Raw genomic sequence first — 18,493 nt, forward strand, 5'->3', positions numbered from 1 at the left:
ACGGTGATGGTTTTCTACAACGTTGCTACTAATCAGCAACCGGGGCTGGGAACCCGCCTCGTGAGTCTTGGATGCTTCAGCTCTACTTCACAGACCCGGTACACGGGATCCATGAAGCAACTGGGGCAGAGGAAGAGACAAAAATCTCGCCGTAAAGCGGATGGGGAAACCCCACCCGCCTGCGCGGTGGGGTAGTTCATAGTGCCCTTTAGGCAACCGAGGTTAGCGGGTGGAGCTGGGAGCTCTTAACCTCTTCAGAGCTGAAAGGGGGAACCCCTGCTCCCGACTGATCTGCTTTGAAGAGCGGGGAATTGCAGTAATGAATTTGCACACGAGTAGGCCGGCCCAAGCCCAAAGCGGATCCCAGGCAGCGCGCTAAAACCTGCACTTTGAACTCCAGTTCGCCAATAGTGTCCATATACTTGCGGCCCTCCCTCCAACCCCATCTCTAAGCCCAGCTTAGGAGAAGATTGACGAGAGTTCTTCAGTGGGAATACAGAATTTGCCAAGCTAGATCATGCAAAGCTGGCACTCTTTTTAGAGAGAAAAAAGCTGAAACTTGGCCAGGCTTTCTCCGGAAGATCCCGGACAAAGGGCCGGAAGCTACCCGTTGATTAACGCAAGTAAAAATAACGCCTAGAGAAACTACGGAAAAAAAGCTGGAGACCAAGCTGAGGCGACGTGGGGAGTATGCCCGTCTACCTTTACTGGGGAGATGATAGCTATCGCCTCCTGCAGGCGGTGCAAGAGCTGCGCGATCAGGTGCTGGATCCCGCGTGGGCTGCCTTTAACTACGATCGCCTGCCACCGGAGTCCACCCTGGCCGGACTGAACCTGGCCATGACGCCGCCTCTGGGATCCAACGCCCGCCTGGTTTGGCTGGAGGAGACAACGCTCACCCAGCAGTGTTCCGAAGAGTTGGTAAGAGAACTGGAGCGAACGTTAGCTTCTTTGCCCCCCACAACCCATCTGGTCTTGACCACCAGCAGCAAGCCGGATGGACGTCTCAAATCCACCAAACTCCTCAAGCAAGGGGCCATTGTCCGCGAGTTTTCCCAACTGCCCCCCTGGGACGAAGAGGGCATTCTTAAGCAGGTACACCGCGAGGCCCGACAGCGGGCTCTCAAGCTCAGCCCAGAGGCAGCCCAGAAGTTGGCTGAGGCGGTGGGCAACGATTCCCGCCGTTTGGCCATGGAACTGGAAAAGCTGGCCCTGTTTACGGCAGGCCAGCGGGATCCCATCTCCCCTGAGCAAATCGAGGCTCTGGTTCCTGCCAGCGCCTACAACAGCTTTCAACTGGCCGCCTCCCTGCGCCAGGGCAACTTGGATCGATCCCTGCAGATCCTGAACCATCTGCTGGATCACAACGAGCCGCCCCTTAAGATCCTGGCAGTGTTGGTGGGCCAATTCCGCACCTGGCTGTGGGTAAAGCTACTGCTGGAAGAGGGAGAACGGGATCCCAAGGTCATTGCCCAAAAAGCAGAGATTGCCAACCCCAACCGGGTTTACTTCTTACAAAAAGAGGTGGGATCCCTAAAAAGCTCAGCACTGCTGAAGGTGATGCAGCAACTTCTACAACTGGAATATCAGCTCAAGCAAGGTCAGCCGGAGCGAGAAGTGTTTCCAGAGGCTCTGATCCAGACCGTGGCCATTCTCCAACAGTCCTGAGCCTTTCTGTCCTTGTTACTCCGCCCAGAGCCCATTTAACGGACAGCGTGCTCGAGCGGGATCTCCTTCAGTCTTGGGGAGGGGGATCCCTCTTCGCGACTCAGAGCAAGTAGAGCAGGATAAACAACACAATCCAAACCCCATCCACAAAGTGCCAGTAGATCTCGGCAGCCTCGACGCCAAAATGACGTTGGGCGCTGTAGTGGCCTGGCTTCAGGGATCGCCAGAGCACCGCCAAAATAAACAGCAACCCCGCCGCCACGTGCAGCCCGTGGAACCCCGTCAAGACATAGAAGGCACTGGCAAACAAGTTGGTGGTGAGGCCAAACTCCAGGTGGCTGTACTCGTAGAGCTGCCCGGCCAGGAAGATGGCCCCCAGCAGGGCAGTGAGGGCAAACCACAGCCGCAATCCCTTGACATTATTGGCCTGGATGGCAGGCTTGGCCTGGTGGATAACCAAACTGCTGGAGAGGAGGATTGCCGTGTTGATCCCAGGCAAGAGCAGTTCCCGCTCCGGCGTCCCTTCCGGCGGCCAGACCGGGGCCGTGAGGCTGTAGGCCAAATAGGCCATGAACAGGCCCAAGAATAGACAGCCTTCCGCTACCAGGAACATCAGCAGACCAAAAACGCGATGATCTGGGTGCTCGGCATGAGCGGCATGGGCCTGAGTGTGGCCGACCATTAAGGCATCAGAAGCGAGGGATCCTTGCATAGGTCTATGGCTCGAATTGCAAGACTTCTTGAGGTTGAGGACAAGACCGACATGGCTGGGGAGCAGAGGATGGATACCCAGCGGGCAAGTCCCCTGCTAAGAAGAAGTAGGCTCCGCCTCAGCCAGCGCCAGCTCCCGCAAGCTCTGCAACTGGGCGGCCAAGTAATCCAAAGTCTCCTTGCTGTGCAGGCCGTAGTCGTAGGGGCCAGTTAGCAGGATGGGATCCCCGTAGAAGTTGTGGGCAGGCGGTGGGGAAGAAGTTGTCCACTCCAGAGTTAGAGCCTGCCAGGGGTTGTCTCCGGCCTTGGGCCCAGCTACCCAAGAGTAGATGGCGTTCACCAAGAAGGGCAGCGTGGAAATGGCCAGAATGAAGGCACCCACCGAGCTAATCCAGTTGAGGTCAGCAAATTGCGGGTCGTACTGAGCCACGCGGCGGGGCATGCCCATTAGACCCAGCTTGTGCATCGGCAAAAAGCACATGTTGAAGCCGACAAAGGTTAGCGCAAAATGCACCCGCCCCCAGAACTCGTTCAGCAGCCGGCCGGTCATCTTGGGGAACCAGTGGTAGAGGCCGGCATAGATGCCGAACACGCTGCCGCCAAACAACACGTAGTGCAGGTGGGCCACCACAAAGTAGGTGTCGTGGACGTGGATATCCAACGGCACCGAAGCAAGGATGATCCCGCTCAAGCCGCCGATGACAAACATGGAGATAAAGCCCATGGCAAACAACATGGCCGTCCGGTAGTGGATCTTGCCGCCCCAGAGAGTGGCCAGCCAGCTAAACACCTTGATTCCCGTGGGAACGGCAATGGCCATGGTGGCGATCATGAAGAACACCCGCATCCAGTCGGGGGTACCGCTGGTAAACATGTGGTGAACCCAGACAATCAAGCCCAAAAAGCAGATGGCCAAGCTGGAGTAGGCAATGGCTTTGTAGGCAAAGATGGGCTTGCGGGCATGCACCGGCAAGATCTCCGAGATCATGCCGAACACCGGCAGAACCATGATGTACACCGCCGGGTGGGAGTAAAACCAGAACATGTGCTGGTACACCACCGGATCCCCGCCGCCGCTGGGGTTGAAGAAGGCCGTGCCCGCCAACAGGTCAAAGCTAAGCAGGATCAGCGCCCCAGCCAGAACCGGCGTTGCAATGAGGGTAATGATGGAAGCAGCCAGCATCGCCCAGCAAAACAGAGGCATATCCTCCATCTTCATGCCGGGCATGCGCATCTTGAGGATGGTGGTAATAAAGTTCACGGCCCCCAGAATGGAAGAGGTTCCGCCTAACAAAATGCTCAGGATCCAGAGTTCTTCTCCCACTTTGCCACTGATGAGGCTCAGCGGCGGATACGAGGTCCAACCCGCTGCCGGGGCCTCGAGGAAGAGGCTAGCCAGCAGCAAAAGGCCGCTGGGTGGAATTAGCCAAAAGGCGACGGCGTTTAGCCTGGGAAAAGCCATGTCCCGCGCCCCAATCATCAGCGGCACCAGGTAGTTGCCAAAGCCCCCCATCAAAGCCGGCACAATCCACAAAAAGATCATGATTGTGGCGTGGAGGGTAAAGGCACCGTTGTAGCGCTCAAAGCCGAGAAAGTCGGCTTCGGGGGTGGCCAGCTCGGCCCGCACGGCTGTAGCCAGCGCTCCCCCCACCAAGTAGAAGGAAAAGGTGGTCACCAAATACTGGATCCCGATCACCTTGTGGTCGGTGGAGAAGGTAAAAAAGCGCCACCAGGGCTCGGCGGCAGGCTCCAGGCTGGCTTTGGGGGCAGCGGCAAAGGTGGGATTGTCCTGTAGCTGGGTCATGGCAAAAGGCTCCTCCTGGCGTCACCAGAACGTCCGTCAAGGGGAAAGGGATCTCTCTAGCCCGCTGAGGGAAGGGATCCCGTTCGCGTCAGCGGGACGGAGTCCTTGGGCAGTTTGAGAGAGGTTAGATCAGCAGGCGAGAGGCCCAAACGCTGCTGGTGAACTTGGACAAAGGCAGATTCCGAGGGAGAGGGGTGAAGGTCTCCCGCCCAGGCCAGCGCGTTGTTCTCGCCACGAGCAGCCACCAGTTGCTCCTGCTGCCAGCGCTCGAACTCTTCCGGCGTCTCCACTACCAGTTGTGCCACCATCACTCCATGGTAAGGGCCACATAGCTCGGCACAGATGATGGGATAGGTTCCTAGCTGCGTGGGCACAAACTCTAGGTGAGTCTCTCGGCCTGGGATGAGATCTTGCTTTAGGCGAAATTGCGGCACCCAGAAAGCGTGGTTGACATCCATAGCCGTCATGTTCAAGCGCACCCGCTTGTTAAGAGGCAGGTGCAGCTCGCCGGCCACCAAACCCGATTCCGGATAGGTGAACATCCAGGCATATTGCATGCCCTGAACTTGGACAACCAGATCTGGCTGACCCCTCTCCTTTCCCGGCAGAACCGCGGGAGTGTAGGCGTAGCCCGGATCCCCTGCTTCCGTATCCTGGGAAGACCCCATCGCCATGGCCGCATGGACGTGGCCGCCAACATCGGCACCCCCATACACCGCCTGATAGACATCGAGACTGGCCAGGCCCAACCAGAGGATGATCACCGCCGGCACCGCCGTCCAGACGATCTCCAGCAGCACGTTGCCGTGGTTGGGATCCCCGTCTCCTCGATCGCCTCGCCGCTTGCGGTAGCGAAAGGCACAGTAGAGAAGCACTCCCTCCACCACCAAAAAAATCCCAGTGGCGAGGGTGATTGTGCTGTTGAAGAGGCTATCGAACAAGGGAGCTGAGTTGGCAGCCGCTTCCGGAAGCAGATGGTGGTTCTGGCCATACCAGAGACTGGCCAGGGTCAACAGCACCCCGATCCCCACCAAAAAGATATTCTTGAGCGCGCTCACAGCTGCTTTTCCCCGCTGCTACCACCACGACGTGCCTGCCCTAGCAGATTCTGTGAACAGAACCAGAGCAGGCTTAGACTCATCTCCATTCAAGTCCCAGGAGCCGGCGAGAATTGGCCATCTTAGGGATCTCTTCGGGATCTTCAGCCGGAGCGTTGGCACCGTCTACTGAGGAAGGGCAGCTTGGCCCAAAGAAATCCTTAAGAACCTTCGCCCGTTGCAAAGCTGCATTTAGGATTTGTTGCAAGAGAGTCTCCCCTCTGCCTCTAGAGAAGCACCACCCAGGATAGGAAGGGGTTAGAGGGATCAAATGATTAACCGTTGCTTCCGCGCATTTTTGAGTGCCGATTGTGGACTGCTCTCCGTAGATTTCGATTCTTCAAACTGCAATGGACTCCTCAATTTCTCCCTCTCACGTCCCCTCTTCGGCTTCGGATCCCGTTCCGCCTGGGGAGCTTTCCCTGCACATGGGGCGAGCCCTGCTGGGCCTAGCGGCGGCTACTTGGCTGTTGATGGGGCTAGGCAGTGCCACTCGAGTCATGAATGCTGGACTTGCCTGTCCCGACTGGCCCCTCTGCTATGGAGAGCTGGTGCCGACGCAGCAGATGAACCTGCAGGTGTTTCTAGAGTGGTTTCACCGCCTGGTGGCTGCCGGGGTGGGCTTGGCCACCCTGGTGCTAACGGGGTTTGCCTGGCGGAAGCGGCAGGCTTTGCCCGCTTGGCTGCCCTGGGGTCTGAGCTGGGCTTTTGTCTTGGTCGTGGCCCAAGGGATCCTGGGCGGGCTGACGGTAACGGAGTTGTTGCGCTTTGACATTGTGACGGCCCACCTGGGCACAGGCCTGCTGTTTTTTGCCACGCTACTCAGCTTGGGATTGCTGGCCCTGCCAAGCGTCGCTCCCTCTGAGGCGGGGAGAGCTTCTGTTGGCTACTTGCCCTGGCTCGGCTGGGGGGCAGTGCTTCTGGTGTACGTCCAGAGCTTGCTTGGGGCTTTGGTGGCTTCCCAGTGGGCGTTACACCAGTGCTTTGCTTCTGGTGAACGGTGCGGAGTGATGAACAGTCACTTGCTAGGGGTGGCTCCGGCCACGCTGGCAGTGTTGCTGGTGGCGGTGGCTACGAGTTGGCGGCGGCAGCAGATCCCAAGGATTCTCAAGCGGCTGGGCCATGGATCCGTAGTCCTTTTGCTGGCGCAAGTGGGGGTTGGCATTCTCACCTATCGCTACCGGCTGCAGGTGGAGCCCTTGACGGTAGCCCACCAGATGATTGGGGCAGCTTTGCTGGCGTGCTTGCTGGGCTTTACGGTGCTGGCCTGGCGGATGAGCAACAGCCTTGGGGGAAGGAACCTTCGGGGGGTAGCCGCGGCCGCAGAAATGAACGGCGAGTAGTTTCATGGCAGATATCCTTCCAACCTACTGTCCAGATCCTTGTCAGAACACGGTGACAGGAATCCCTTTTGGCCATCGCCAAAGTCTGGCGCAGGTTTTGCGCAGCTATAGCCAGTTGGTGAAGCCGAAGATCATCGCCCTCTTGCTGATGACCACGGCTGGAGCGATGTGGATGGCGGGCAATACGGATCCCTTCAAGTTTGGTGTCACTCTCTTGGGGGGAGGGATGGCGGCGGCCGCAGCCAATGTCATCAACATGGTGTACGACGCCGATATTGATCGGATGATGGAGCGAACCCGCCACCGTCCTCTGCCTTCCGGTCGCATTCAGGCCCGACATGCCCTGATGTTTGCCGGGATCCTAGCTGTGATGTCCTTTGGCCTACTGGCCTGTTTTACCAATTGGCTGGCTGCCGGCTTAGCCATGGCAGGGATCCTGGTGTATGTAGGGGTCTATACCCACTGGCTGAAGCGTTCCAGCCCCCAGAACATTGTTATCGGCGGAGCAGCAGGGGCAATCCCACCTTTGGTGGGCTGGGCAGCAGCTACCGGTGAGCTGAGCTGGGCTGCTTGGGTGATGTTTGCCGTTATCTTTCTGTGGACCCCGCCCCACTTCTGGGCCTTGGCGATTTTAAAGCAAGAGGACTATGCCCACGCCGGGGTGCCGATGTTGCCAGTGGTGGCAGGAGAAAGGCCGACTGCTGCCCAGATTCTCCTCTACGCCCTGCTAATGGTGCCAGTCAGTCTACTGCTGGTTTACCCTCTGCACGTGCTGGGATCCTTTTACTTGAGTGTGGCGGCGTTGCTGGGATCCCTTCTCATTTGGAAGGCGGTGCAGTTGCTCCAGGAACCGCACAACCGGCAGCGGGCAGCCTCCCTCTTCACCTTTGCTAACCTCTACTTGCTGCTGTTGTGTGGCGCCATGGGGTTGGACAGGTGGTCGCTGACCCACACCCTCTGGGAGCGGGCTCTCGCCTCCCTTCAGGGGGTTTACACCACCCTGGTGGCGCTGGCAAGCCACTTTGGGACAATGGGATCCCTGGCTTAACGACTTAACCAGATCAACGTACCCAACCAACTTGGACATTGACACTCCCAGCGCCTAAAGGCAGGGGATTCTTAAGCAGTTCAACAACGAACTCGTAAAGGCGCTGTCAAGACGTCCCTAGACGGCCCCTAGAGACAAAGCCTCAAGGTTCCGCTTACTTACTGGCTTTCGGCACTGTCCGGGTTTTTCACCGGGGTAGGTGCTGACTTAAGATTACAACATAACATTGGCGAGCGACTCCAGTCGCTCGAAGGCTTTTCCGCCCCGCACTACTCGCGCTAGCGGCGCGGAGTGCTTAATACGGGGCTACCCGGCTACTCTGCTGTGTCAGCATGAGTGTGGGCAGTTTACTTTGCGATACTGCTAGAGGTGATGTTGAGAGTGACAACACGATGGCGATGCAGAGTCTAGCTAGGGGCCGGCTTCGACGTCCTCAACGGCAGCCAAGCTCAGCGGGATCCCGGCTGTCCCTTACCCGGTTTGCCCCCTGTGGTCTCCTGTTCAGCCTGCTCTGGGCTGTACCTGCCCTTGCCCAAGAGAGGGAAGTGCCTGACCCTGCTGCCTCGATCCTCCCAGATAGCCGGGCAATCCGCACCCCCAACCTGCCTCCCACCCTATCGCTCCCGCCCGAGGCCCGCCCTGCCACTCCTACCCCGGTCTTGCAGGGGGCTTCTAGGGCTGAAGACCTGGTGGTGCCTCAATCCCCTTTGGAGGTGCGCATCGAGCGGACGGAGGGCTTGTCTTTACAAGAAGCCCTGGAGATCGCCGTTGCCCAAAACCCGGCGGTGCAGCAGGCAAGGCTGGCTGTAGAACGGGCTAAAGCAGGTGTAGCCCTGGCGCAGGCAGCTTTTGCTCCCACCCTTTCCAGCCGTGCCAACTACCAGTACAGCGAACCCCCTGCCCCCGGCGGCACTCCCAGCCGCCAATCGCACACTCTCTCCGCTAGCGTGGTGCGGCTAGACTACACCGCTTTTGACAACGGGATCAGGGAACAAAACCTGAGACTGGCCCAAGAAGCTCTGCGCGTCGCCCAACTGCAACTGGAGCAAACCCTGCAGACGGTAAGACAAGCTGTGGCCAACGCCTACTATGATCTGCAGAGCGCCGATGCCCGAGTGGCCATTAGCCAGGCTGCCGTCGCCAGTTCTGAAGCCACCCTGCGGGATGCGCAAGCCCGAGAGCGGGCTGGGGTAGGTACCCGCTTCGAGGTTCTCCAGGCGGAGACGGAGTTGGCCAACAATCGACAAACCCTACTGGTGGCCCAAAACACCCAACAACTGAGCCGCCGCCGTCTGGCCGAACTGCTGAACTTTCCCAGCCCCACCGATGTGCTGGCCAGGGATCCCATCGAGCCGGTGGGAGAGTGGGATCTAAGCCTGGAAGAGACTATTGTTGCCGCTTTTGCCCAAAGACAAGAGCTGGAGCGCCAACGCCGAGAGTTGGAACAAGCCCAAGCTCGGGTGCGCCTGGCACAAGCCAGCAACGGTCCTCAGATTGGTTTGTTCGCCACTCTCGATGCCGTTAACGATTTCGACGCCAGCCGCGACAGCTTCGATGTCGGCTATTCGGTCGGGGCCAACTTCACCTTGACTTGGTTTGATGGGGGAAAGGCGTCTGCCCAGGCTCGCCAAGCTGAGATCGATGGGCAGGTGTCCGCGAGCAATTTCGTCGGCACCCGCAATGAAATCCAGCGCACTGTGGAAGAAGCTTTCCTCACTCTCAGCTCCAGCCGCGAGCAGATCGACTCGGCCAAGGTGGCGATTGCCTCGGCAGAGGAGAGTCTACGCTTGGCCCGGCTGCGCCTGCAAGCGGGGGTGGGCACGCAAACAGAGGTGATCAACGCCGAAGCTGCCCTTACCACTGCCCGTGGTAACCTCTCCAATGCTGTAATCGCCTACAACCGCGCCTTGGTGCAACTGCAGCGGGCCATCGGCAGGCTTTGATCTCTGCTCGGTTCTTTCTTCCTCACCCCAACCCCTCTTCCTCTGGGAGAGGGGAGCTAGAGCGGCGCATTGGCAACAGTGTTGCGTCGTAATAATGACGTGGAGAAACGTTTCCTCTGAATGTGCGGGATACCCCACCTGGGTGGGGAGGGATAGCGCCTAATATACTCAGCACACCCCAAGTACTGACTCTTTCTCTGAGAAAAATCGCCCTCTCCGGGCTTAGCTCCTGAAGTTTCCCCACGATCCGCAATGGCGGCAAAAGGGATCCTCAGAGTTTACGAGAATAGAACTCGACGACCAGCAGCTCGTTCACTGGCGCGCAGATTTGCTCGCGGGGAGGCAGTTCTTTGATACGTCCGCGCAGCTTCTCTTTGTCAAACTCCAGGTAATCGGGCAGGAACAGTCCCGGATACTCGGCGTAGGCGGCCACCAATTTGCGAGAAGACTCCTTGTTCCTTACCGTGATTACATCCCCAACTTTGCAGCCATAGCTGGGGATGGTGACTTTGCGGCCGTTGACTTCGATGTGGCCGTGGCTCACCAACTGCCGGGCTGCCGGAATGGTTGGAGCCATGCCGAGGCGAAAGACAATGCAATCCAGCCGCATCTCCAGCATCTGCAGCAGGGCTAGCCCGGTGGATCCCTTGGAGCGCCGCGCCTTGCGCATGTAGCGGATCATCTGGCGCTCACTCACCCCGTAGTTGAGGCGAACCTTCTGCTTCTCTTCTAGGCGGATAGCATACTCGGATTTTTTCTTGCGCTCTGCCCCGTGCATACCGGGTGGATTGGTATTTTTGGGGCGCTTGCGAGTCAGACCGGGCAGATCAAGTCCCCCGAAGCGACGAATGATCTTTAGGCGGGGACCTGTGTAGCGGGACATGCGGGCGTTTCTCCGAAATCGGCAAAGATACTCAGCAGAAGAGCACAGGCAAAAGCGCTGGCCGTACGCTAAAAGAATTGGCGATCTCCTATATTAAGGTCTTAGCCCCTCCTTTAAGCAAGGGGTGAGAGCTGTTTTTTGGGTTGACTTGGGGGATCCAGCCGGTACCATTAGTTGCAGCGAACCCCCAGTTGGGTGCGGATGAAGGCGCGATCCTCGCTGAGTAGGCCGTTGAGGGTACGCCGTTCCCCCAAGATGGGATCCGGATCCAAGCCAATGGCTTCCAGGTCGGCTAGCACCATCAACTCCACCAATTGGGGAAAGGTCACCTTGGGCTGCCACCCCAGCACCCGCTTGGCCTTGGAGGCGTCACCTAGCAGCAGCTCCACTTCCGTTGGGCGGTAGTAGCGGGGATCGATCTCGATCAGCACGCGATCTTTGTAGAGCCCCTGTTCTTCCAGGCCGGATCCCCGCCAGGTAATGGGCATGCCCACCAAAGCAAAAGCGCGTTCGGCAAACTCCCGCACGCTGTGGGTTTCGCCAGTAGCCAGCACGTAGTCGTCCGGCTGGGGCTGCTGCAGCATCATCCACATCCCCTCGACGTAGTCCTTCGCATAGCCCCAGTCCCGCTTGGCATCCAGGTTACCTAGATAAAGCTTGTCCTGCTTGCCGGCCACAATACGGCTGACGGCGCGGGTAATCTTGCGGGTAACGAAGGTTTCTCCCCGCCGTGGGCTTTCGTGGTTAAACAAAATGCCGTTGCAGGCAAAGAGGTTGTAGGCTTCGCGGTAGTTGACTGTTTGCCAGTAGGCGTACACCTTGGCGCAGGCGTAGGGGCTGCGGGGGTAGAAGGGGGTGGTCTCCTTTTGCGGGATCTCCTGCACCAGCCCAAACATTTCCGAGGATCCCGCCTGGTAAAACTTCACCCGGATCCCCGTGCGTTGTTGGTAGTCGCGGATGGCCTCCAGGAGGCGCAGGGTGCCCATGGCTACTGCATCGACGGTGTATTCCGGGTTATCGAAACTTACCCGCACGTGGGATTGGGCCCCTAGGTTGTACACCTCCGTCGGCTGCACCTGTTCCAGGATCCTGCGCAGAGTGGTGCCATCGGTGAGATCCCCATAGTGGAGAAACAGCTTGGCGCTGGGGTCGTGGGCATCCACGTAGAGGTGGTCAATGCGGTCGGTATTGAAGGTGCTGGCGCGGCGGATGATGCCGTGGACTTCGTAGCCTTTTTGCAACAACAGCTCGGCCAGATAAGAGCCATCCTGTCCGGTGATGCCGGTAATTAAGGCACGTTGGGTCATAGAGTTGGGGGCAAAGAGCGGGAAAAGTCTAAGCAGCGAAGTGGCTCAAGTCCAATAGCAAAACTCAGATCTCGAAGCAGAGACTTGAAAGCTAAGACATTATAATGCAGCAGAACTCCCTTTCCTCAGGCAGATTCCTGACCGAGGGTGTGGTCTTTTACCCGTTGCAAAGCTGCAGTCAGGGCCATCGGCCAGGGATCCGGCTGACGCAGTTGCCGCACCCCCTTCGGTAAGCGCAGCACCGAGGCACGACTGGTACGGGCAATGGTTTCCAGGTCGGGCAAGGGTTCCAGGAGCACGCCCCTGTGCATGATCTGGCGCAGCAGCGGCTCATAGCCGGGGGGCGGGGTCTCGTCAGCCTGACCCAGCAAGTCCCCTGTGGGGCCGCGAAAGATCTGCTTGCGCCCTGGCAGGGTGGCTTTGGCAAAGGAGGCCTTGGCCACGGGGATCCCATTGATCTCCACCAATTTGTACACTCCATTCACGCCCTCGCCGGTAACCAGGCGGGTGCCAACACCGTAGCCGCTGATGGGCGCTTGGGAGCGGTGCAGCCGCTCAATCTCGTACTCATCCAGATCGCCGCTGACAAACACCGGCGCCCCCTGCGGCAGGATGGCCTTGACTTGGTGGGAGAGGGCCTCCAGATCCCCCGAGTCGATGCGTACGCCGCCGATTTCCCCCCGGGATCCCAGTTGATCTGGCGGGGTGGCAGCAAAGAGCTGAGCCGCGGTGCGCGCTCCCTGGATGGGATCGTAGGTGTCAATGAGCAAAACCGCTTGGGGAAAGTAGCGCCGGAAAGCTTGAAAGGCACGGGTCTCATCGCCAGAGAGGGTGGCAATGGCCATCACGAGGGAATGGGCCATGGTGCCCGCCGGCTTGCGCCCCAATTTGAGAGCTGCCAAGACATTGGAGGTGGCATTGAACCCCCCCGCCAGCGCCGCCCGCGCTGCCCAGAGGCCCGCCTGGGGTCCAAAGGCTCGCCGCGTGCCGAACTCCAACAAAACGGCCTCATCCCCTGCCGCATCGCGCATGCGGGCTGCCTTGGTGGCAATCAGGGTTTGGTAGTTAAAGGTGGTCAGCAAGTAGGTTTCCACCAGTTGCGCCTGCCACAGAGGAGCCTCCACCCGCAGCAGTGGCTCGTTGGCAAAAACGGCCGTCCCCTCCGGTACTGCCCACACATCCCCCTCGAAGCGGTAGCTAGCCAGCAGCTCCCAAAAGCGTGGCGGTGCCTCGGCAAAAATGCCCGTCTCCTGCAGGGCCTGCAAGGCTTGTGGCGGAAAGTGCAACTGCTGCAGGTATTCCACCGCTTGGGCCAGCCCCATGGCAATGAGGTAGCCATAGTCGCTAGGCAAGCGCCGCACAAACAGCTCAAAGGCCGCCGGCTGATTCTCCAGCCCCTCCCCCACATAGCAGGCAGCCATTGTGAACTGGTAGAGATCGGTCAGTAAGCCGTAGTCTTGGGGCTGCAGGGAGGAAAAGCTTGGGTCTACCATGGAACCCTCAAGTAAGCCAGAGAGGCAACGCTCTTGGGGAAAGGCAGAGAAGCGGTTGCCCCAGTTGGAGCTACCATGGTAGCAAGTCCAGCCTGCCAGGGATCCCTACCCTGCAAAGCAGCAAAAGCTTGGCTACGGGAAGCGCCATGGACACCTCTGCTCCGCAGTTGACAACTCCAGCGCCGCCAACCCTGCCTGTGCCCTCCCACTTTGCTCCTGAGCGGGTGGGAGAGATTTGGCGAGTGCCCTACCAGCAGCGGGCCCTAGAGGCAGAGCGCTGGGCCCAAGAGCACCACATTCCCCCGGCGGAAGCCGATCGGGTGCGGGTGGGCCTGTTGCTGATTGATGTGCAAAACACCTTCTGCATTCCTGGCTTTGAGCTGTTTGTGGGCGGCCCCAGCGGCTTGGGGGCGGTGGAGGACAACTGCCGCCTGTGCCAATTCATCTACCGCCACCTTGCCCACATCACCCAGATTGTGGCCACCCTGGATACCCACACGGCGATGCAGATCTTCCACCCCGTCTTTTGGGTGGATGCCCAGGGATCCCATCCCGAGCCAGCTACCGCCATCTCGGCAGCCGAGATTCGCTCAGGACGCTGGCGGATCAACCCTGCCATGGCCGCCAACCTCACCCAGGGGGATCTGACGCGGCTGCAGGTCTATGCCCTCCACTATGCCGAGCAATTGGAGAAAGGGGGGAAATATCCCCTCATTGTCTGGCCCTACCATTCCATGCTGGGTGGGATTGGCCATGCCCTGGTGCCGGCAGTGGAGGAGGCGATCTTCTTCCACACCATTGCCCGCGGCAGCCAGCCCAGCTTACAGCTCAAGGGAGCCAACCCCTTGACGGAAAATTACTCTGCCCTCAGCCCGGAGGTCTTGACGGGGCCGGAGGGGGATCCCATCGACGAGAAAAATGAATCCCTTATCGACCACCTCCTGGAATTTGATGCCCTGATTGTGGCTGGCCAAGCCAAAAGCCACTGCGTTGCCTGGACGGTAAGCGACCTGCTGCAGGAGATCCAGGCTAGAGATCCCAGCCTAGCCAGGAGGGTCTACCTTCTGGAAGATTGCACCTCGCCGGTAGTGATCCCCGGCATTGTCGATTTTAGCGAGCAGGCGGAGGCAGCCTTTGCCCGCTTTGCGGCAGCGGGGATGCACCGGGTGCACTCCACGGATCCCCTTTGGGAGTGGCCTGACTTTCCCTGGCCTCTTGCGGAGGAGACTTGATCTGCTCTACTCCAGTGGTAGGATGCGGCAGGACAGCCTGTCGGAGTTGGCCTGTGTACGACTGCCCTGGCGGTGCAGATTTGCTTTGGGAAACCAGTTCCCTGCGCCCTCCCACTGGCGCCCGCGACTTTTTGCCGCGGGAAGTTCAGCGGCGGGAAAGGCTAGAGGCGCAGCTAACCCAGGTTTTTCGCCGCTACGGCTACCAACGTATCATCACGCCCACCCTAGAGCGGTTAGAGACCCTGCTGGCTGGGGGATCCATCCGCGGTGAAGCCGTGCTGCAACTGCGGGACGGGGAAGGGACAATGCTGGGGTTGCGCCCGGAATTCACCGCTTCCATCGTGCGGGCAGCAGCCACCCGGCTGGCCGGCGGGCCTCTGCCGCTGCGGCTCTACTACCACGGCAACGTGTTCCGCAATAGCCGGCGGGAGGAGGGCTCCTACAGCAGCCAGGAGTTTTTCCAGTCGGGGGTGGAGCTCATCGGCGCGGGCGGATGGCTAGCCGACGCTGAGATCTTGCTGCTTTTGGCCGATTGCGTGCGCGCTGTTGGCCTCAGCAACTGGACATTGCTGTTGGGAGATGTGGGCCTGACCGAGAGCCTGCTTAACTCGGTTACTCCCAAGGCCCAGGCGGCGGTGCGCCGCGCCATTGCCCAGCTTGACTACGTTTACCTAGAATCAGCCCCCCTGCCGGAGGCGGCCCGCCAGATTGGCTTGCAGATTCTGGGATTGCGCGGCCAGCCTGAGCAGGTCCTACCTCAGCTTGCCCAGCTTCCTGTGCCCCCGGAGCGGCTGCGGGATCTGCGGCAGTTGTGCCAAATCCTGGAAGCCCGGCAGGTGCGGGTGGTGCTGGATCTAAGCTTGCTGCAAACTCTGGCCTACTACACCGGCATTGTCTTCCAGGCAGTGGTGGGAGGAGAGGTCATTGCCCTGGGCGGGCGCTACGACCAGCTCTATGCTCTCTACAGCCCTCAGCAAGTTGAGCAGCCAGGGATCGGCTTTACCCTCCTGCCCGATACGCTGCTGCGGCTCTTGCCCCCCGACCCCCCAGCCGAGGCAATGGGCTGCCAGCGGTTGGTGGTGCCGCTGGTGCCGGCAGGGATCCCGGCAGCGCTGGCCTTGGCCGCCCGCTGGCGGGAGTCAGAGGCCGTGGAGCTGGAATTGCTGGATCGCCCTCCTGAAGAGATCGAGGCCTATGCCCGCCAGTGTCGGATCCCGGAGATTGCCTGGGTGCAGGCTGATGGCAGCTACCACATCTCCCCCGTGGACTAATCCCAATCAAATGTCCAGAGCCGCCAGTTCCAACTGGCCACTGTGGGCCTCGATGAACTCCCGCCGCGGGCCAACGGCATCCCCCATGAGGATGGTGAAAATGCGATCCGCCTCTGCGGCGTCTTCGATGGTAATCTGCTTGAGGACGCGCGTTGCCGGGTTCATGGTGGTTTCCCAGAGCTGCTCTGGCATCATTTCCCCCAAGCCCTTGAAGCGCTGGATGGTGTACTTGGTGTTGGCCGGCAGGCTGCGCAGGACTTGCTCTTTCTCGGCCTCGTTGTAGCAGTAGCGCACATTGTTGCGGCCCCACTCAATCTTATAGAGGGGCGGGCAGGCAATGTAGACGTAGCCCTGCTCCAAGAGCGCCTTCTGATAGCGGTAAAAGAAGGTGAGCAGCAGGGTGCGGATGTGACTGCCATCCACATCGGCGTCAGTCATGAGGATGATGCGGTGGTAGCGCAGTTGGCTGGGATCGAACTCCTCGCCCTTGACCCCCAGGCCCAGCGCTGTAATCAGGGCCTGAATCTCGGCGTTTTTGTAGATCTTGGCGGGATCTGCCTTCTCGATGTTGAGGATCTTGCCCCGCAAAGGCAGCACCGCCTGAAACTGGCGATCCCGTCCCTGCTTGGCGCTGCCCCCTGCCGAGTCGCCCTCCACCAAGTACACCTCTGACTCCGCCGGATCCCGGCAACTGCAGTCAGCCAGTTTCCCCGGCAGTGTGGAAGATTCCAGAGCCGACTTGCGGCGTACCAGCTCCCGGGCCCGGCGGGCAGCTTCGGCCGCGTTGAAGGACTGGATGGCCTTATCGACGATCCCCCTGGCCACGTTGGGGTTGAACTCCAGATATTCCGTGAGGGCCTCGGAGACAATGGTTTGGACGATGCCCCGCACCTCGGTGTTGCCCAGCTTGGTTTTGGTTTGCCCCTCAAACTCGGGGTTAGGCACCTTGACCGAGACGATCGCCGTCAGGCCCTCCCGCACGTTTTCTCCCGCCAGGTTGCTGTCGGACTCTTTGAGTTTGTTGAGCTTGCGGGCTTGGCTGTTGATGGTAAGGGTAAGGGCAGTCTTCAGCCCCTCCAAGTGGGTGCCCCCTTCGGTGGTGCGGATGTTGTTGGCAAAGCCAATCAACGTATCGGTATAGACATCTGCGCACCACTGCAGAGCCGCTTCGACCTCGACGCCATCCCGCTCTCCGCGCACATAGACAATGTCGGGGTGGATGGGGGTTTTTTCGTGGTTGATGAAGGCCACATATTCCTTGATGCCGCCCGCAAATTGATAGGTTTCCCGCTGAGGCGGATCCCGCCGCAGATCACTAAAGATGATTTTCAAGCCGGCATTGAGGTAGGCCAGCTCGCGTAGACGAGCAGCCAGCACGGCATAGTCAAACTCCCGCTCCGGAAAGATAAGCTCATCTGGCTTGAAGCGCACCTCGGTGCCCCGCCGCTGGGAACCCACCGGCTGCGGCTCGGATTTGAGGGATCCCACCACCGCCCCTCGCTCAAAGCGCTGGAAGTAAACTTTGCCCTCCCGCCAGACTCTGGCCTCCAACCACTCCGAGAGGGCATTCACCACCGACACCCCAACGCCGTGCAGCCCCCCGGAGACCTTGTAGCCGCCCCCTCCAAACTTGCCGCCGGCGTGCAACACCGTCATGACCGTCACCAACGCCGACTGCCCGGTTTTGGGGTGGATGTCTACCGGGATGCCGCGGCCATTGTCCAGAACCGACACCGAGCCATCGGGGTGGAGGGTGACCTCAATCTCGTCGCAATAGCCGGCCAGGGCCTCATCGACGGAGTTGTCCACCACCTCATACACCAGGTGGTGCAATCCCTTCGGCCCGGTGGAGCCAATGTACATGCCAGGCCGCCTGCGCACAGCCTCCAAGCCTTCCAAAACTTGGATCTGCTCTGCACCGTAGTTCTCCGTCATTCGTAACTCCAATCCTGAAGAGAGATACCGGCCCCCGCCAACCTGAATCCAGAGAAATTGACGCCAGAAGCCAGAGATGATCCAAATCCCAAAAACCTGCCCCTATAATAGCACAAAAGCCTAGAACGGCCACGCAGCCGCTTCTGAGGGCAAACTTTGGCAGGGGATGCAGGGATGGAGATCAGTTTCTTGCCCAATCCTGGCCGAGAAAGCTCTCCACCAATCCCGGCGGCGGCTGCACCTGCAGCTCACCGTTTTCCAGATCCACAACCGGCACCAGAGCTTTCACAAAGGGGATCAACACCTGCCGCTGGTCGGGGGTAGAGATCTCCAGCACATCTTGGCCAGCGGCCCAGATTGCCGAGACATGTCCCAGCAGCCGACCCTGATGGTAGACGGCTAGGCCAATGAGATCGGAGTAGTGGTACTCCTCCGGCTCGAGGGGCAGGCGCTGGGAAGCCGGTACCAACACCTTGGCCCCCACCCAAGCCTCTGCTGCCGTTCGATCGGGGATCCCTTCCAGCCGCACCAAGTACAAGCCCTTGGCGGGAAAAAACTGGCCCTCAATCAAAGGATGCAACAGAGGCTCCGGATCGCTATCCCGCTGCAGCCAGCGCGGCCCTGGCTCAGTGAGGCGCTCTGGAAAATCCGACCAGCACTTAACCCGTAGCCAGCCCCGCAGTCCATGAGCGGCCACCACCTGCCCCACCACTAGCCAAGCGGGATCCCCTCCATGTTGGGCAGAAGCTACCATAGCT

General features: G+C 59.7%; 14 protein-coding genes. 6 read left to right on the forward strand and 8 right to left on the reverse strand.

The genetic code is table 11. The features are described from left to right. Nucleotides 1-690 precede the first annotated feature (690 nt). Entirely contained in the window at nt 691-1,668 is a 978-nt protein-coding gene (gene holA / locus NW841_RS01005; protein ID WP_414364284.1) for a DNA polymerase III subunit delta, read from the forward strand. A 100-nt stretch (nt 1,669-1,768) separates the two neighbouring features. On the opposite strand, the gene NW841_RS01010 is transcribed toward holA, so the two are convergent. The 3 genes from NW841_RS01010 to NW841_RS01020 form a co-directional block, all read right to left on the reverse strand. Further along, nucleotides 1,769-2,380 carry a cytochrome c oxidase subunit 3 gene (locus tag NW841_RS01010; protein WP_414384972.1) on the reverse strand — a complete coding sequence of 204 codons (612 nt, stop codon included), beginning with the start codon at nt 2,378-2,380 and terminating at the stop codon, nt 1,769-1,771. A 96-nt stretch (nt 2,381-2,476) separates the two neighbouring features. Then, a complete protein-coding gene (gene ctaD, locus NW841_RS01015; protein ID WP_414384973.1) occupies nt 2,477-4,183 on the reverse strand; it encodes a cytochrome c oxidase subunit I in 1,707 nt (568 codons plus the stop codon). A gap of 56 nt (nt 4,184-4,239) precedes the next feature. Beyond that, complete coding sequence (locus NW841_RS01020; protein ID WP_414384976.1) at nt 4,240-5,241, reverse strand: cytochrome c oxidase subunit II; 1,002 nt, start codon at nt 5,239-5,241, stop codon at nt 4,240-4,242. A 389-nt stretch (nt 5,242-5,630) separates the two neighbouring features. Here NW841_RS01020 and NW841_RS01025 point away from each other — a divergent pair, with 389 nt between their 5' ends. The 3 genes from NW841_RS01025 (at nt 5,631) to NW841_RS01035 (ending at nt 9,614) form a co-directional block, all read left to right on the forward strand. After that, nucleotides 5,631-6,623, forward strand: coding sequence for a COX15/CtaA family protein (locus NW841_RS01025; RefSeq protein ID WP_414384977.1), 993 nt, complete (start codon nt 5,631-5,633; stop codon nt 6,621-6,623). Between the two features lie 52 nt (nt 6,624-6,675). Further along, complete coding sequence (locus NW841_RS01030; RefSeq protein ID WP_414384979.1) at nt 6,676-7,671, forward strand: heme o synthase; 996 nt, start codon at nt 6,676-6,678, stop codon at nt 7,669-7,671. Nucleotides 7,672-8,216: 545 nt separating this feature from the next. Beyond that, nucleotides 8,217-9,614 carry a TolC family protein gene (locus NW841_RS01035; protein ID WP_414376620.1) on the forward strand — a complete coding sequence of 466 codons (1,398 nt, stop codon included), beginning with the start codon at nt 8,217-8,219 and terminating at the stop codon, nt 9,612-9,614. 271 nt (nt 9,615-9,885) lie between these two features. Here the strand turns inward: NW841_RS01035 and rpsD are convergent, their stop codons facing one another. From rpsD to NW841_RS01050, 3 genes are all read right to left on the reverse strand, one after another. Further along, nucleotides 9,886-10,497, reverse strand: coding sequence for a 30S ribosomal protein S4 (gene rpsD / locus NW841_RS01040; RefSeq protein ID WP_414384982.1), 612 nt, complete (start codon nt 10,495-10,497; stop codon nt 9,886-9,888). Nucleotides 10,498-10,667: 170 nt separating this feature from the next. Then, nucleotides 10,668-11,804 (reverse strand): GDP-mannose 4,6-dehydratase, encoded by a 1,137-nt coding sequence (gene gmd, locus NW841_RS01045; protein WP_414364277.1) that lies wholly within the window; start codon nt 11,802-11,804, stop codon nt 10,668-10,670. Nucleotides 11,805-11,929: 125 nt separating this feature from the next. After that, complete coding sequence (locus NW841_RS01050) at nt 11,930-13,297, reverse strand: nicotinate phosphoribosyltransferase (RefSeq protein ID WP_414384984.1); 1,368 nt, start codon at nt 13,295-13,297, stop codon at nt 11,930-11,932. A gap of 146 nt (nt 13,298-13,443) precedes the next feature. Here NW841_RS01050 and NW841_RS01055 point away from each other — a divergent pair, with 146 nt between their 5' ends. Next, nucleotides 13,444-14,529: an isochorismatase gene (locus tag NW841_RS01055; RefSeq protein ID WP_414376624.1), complete on the forward strand. Its 1,086-nt coding sequence runs from the start codon at nt 13,444-13,446 to the stop codon at nt 14,527-14,529. A gap of 80 nt (nt 14,530-14,609) precedes the next feature. After that, nucleotides 14,610-15,800 carry an ATP phosphoribosyltransferase regulatory subunit gene (locus NW841_RS01060; protein WP_414364289.1) on the forward strand — a complete coding sequence of 397 codons (1,191 nt, stop codon included), beginning with the start codon at nt 14,610-14,612 and terminating at the stop codon, nt 15,798-15,800. Between the two features lie 6 nt (nt 15,801-15,806). On the opposite strand, the gene gyrB is transcribed toward NW841_RS01060, so the two are convergent. Next, entirely contained in the window at nt 15,807-17,735 is a 1,929-nt protein-coding gene (gyrB, locus tag NW841_RS01065) for a DNA topoisomerase (ATP-hydrolyzing) subunit B (protein ID WP_414364273.1), read from the reverse strand. 181 nt (nt 17,736-17,916) lie between these two features. Further along, a complete protein-coding gene (gene rimM / locus NW841_RS01070; RefSeq protein WP_414364271.1) occupies nt 17,917-18,489 on the reverse strand; it encodes a ribosome maturation factor RimM in 573 nt (190 codons plus the stop codon). Between the last annotated feature and the right edge of the window lie 4 nt (nt 18,490-18,493).

Source organism: Synechococcus sp. H60.3 (assembly GCF_047462295.1).
Classification (GTDB): domain Bacteria; phylum Cyanobacteriota; class Cyanobacteriia; order Thermostichales; family Thermostichaceae; genus Thermostichus.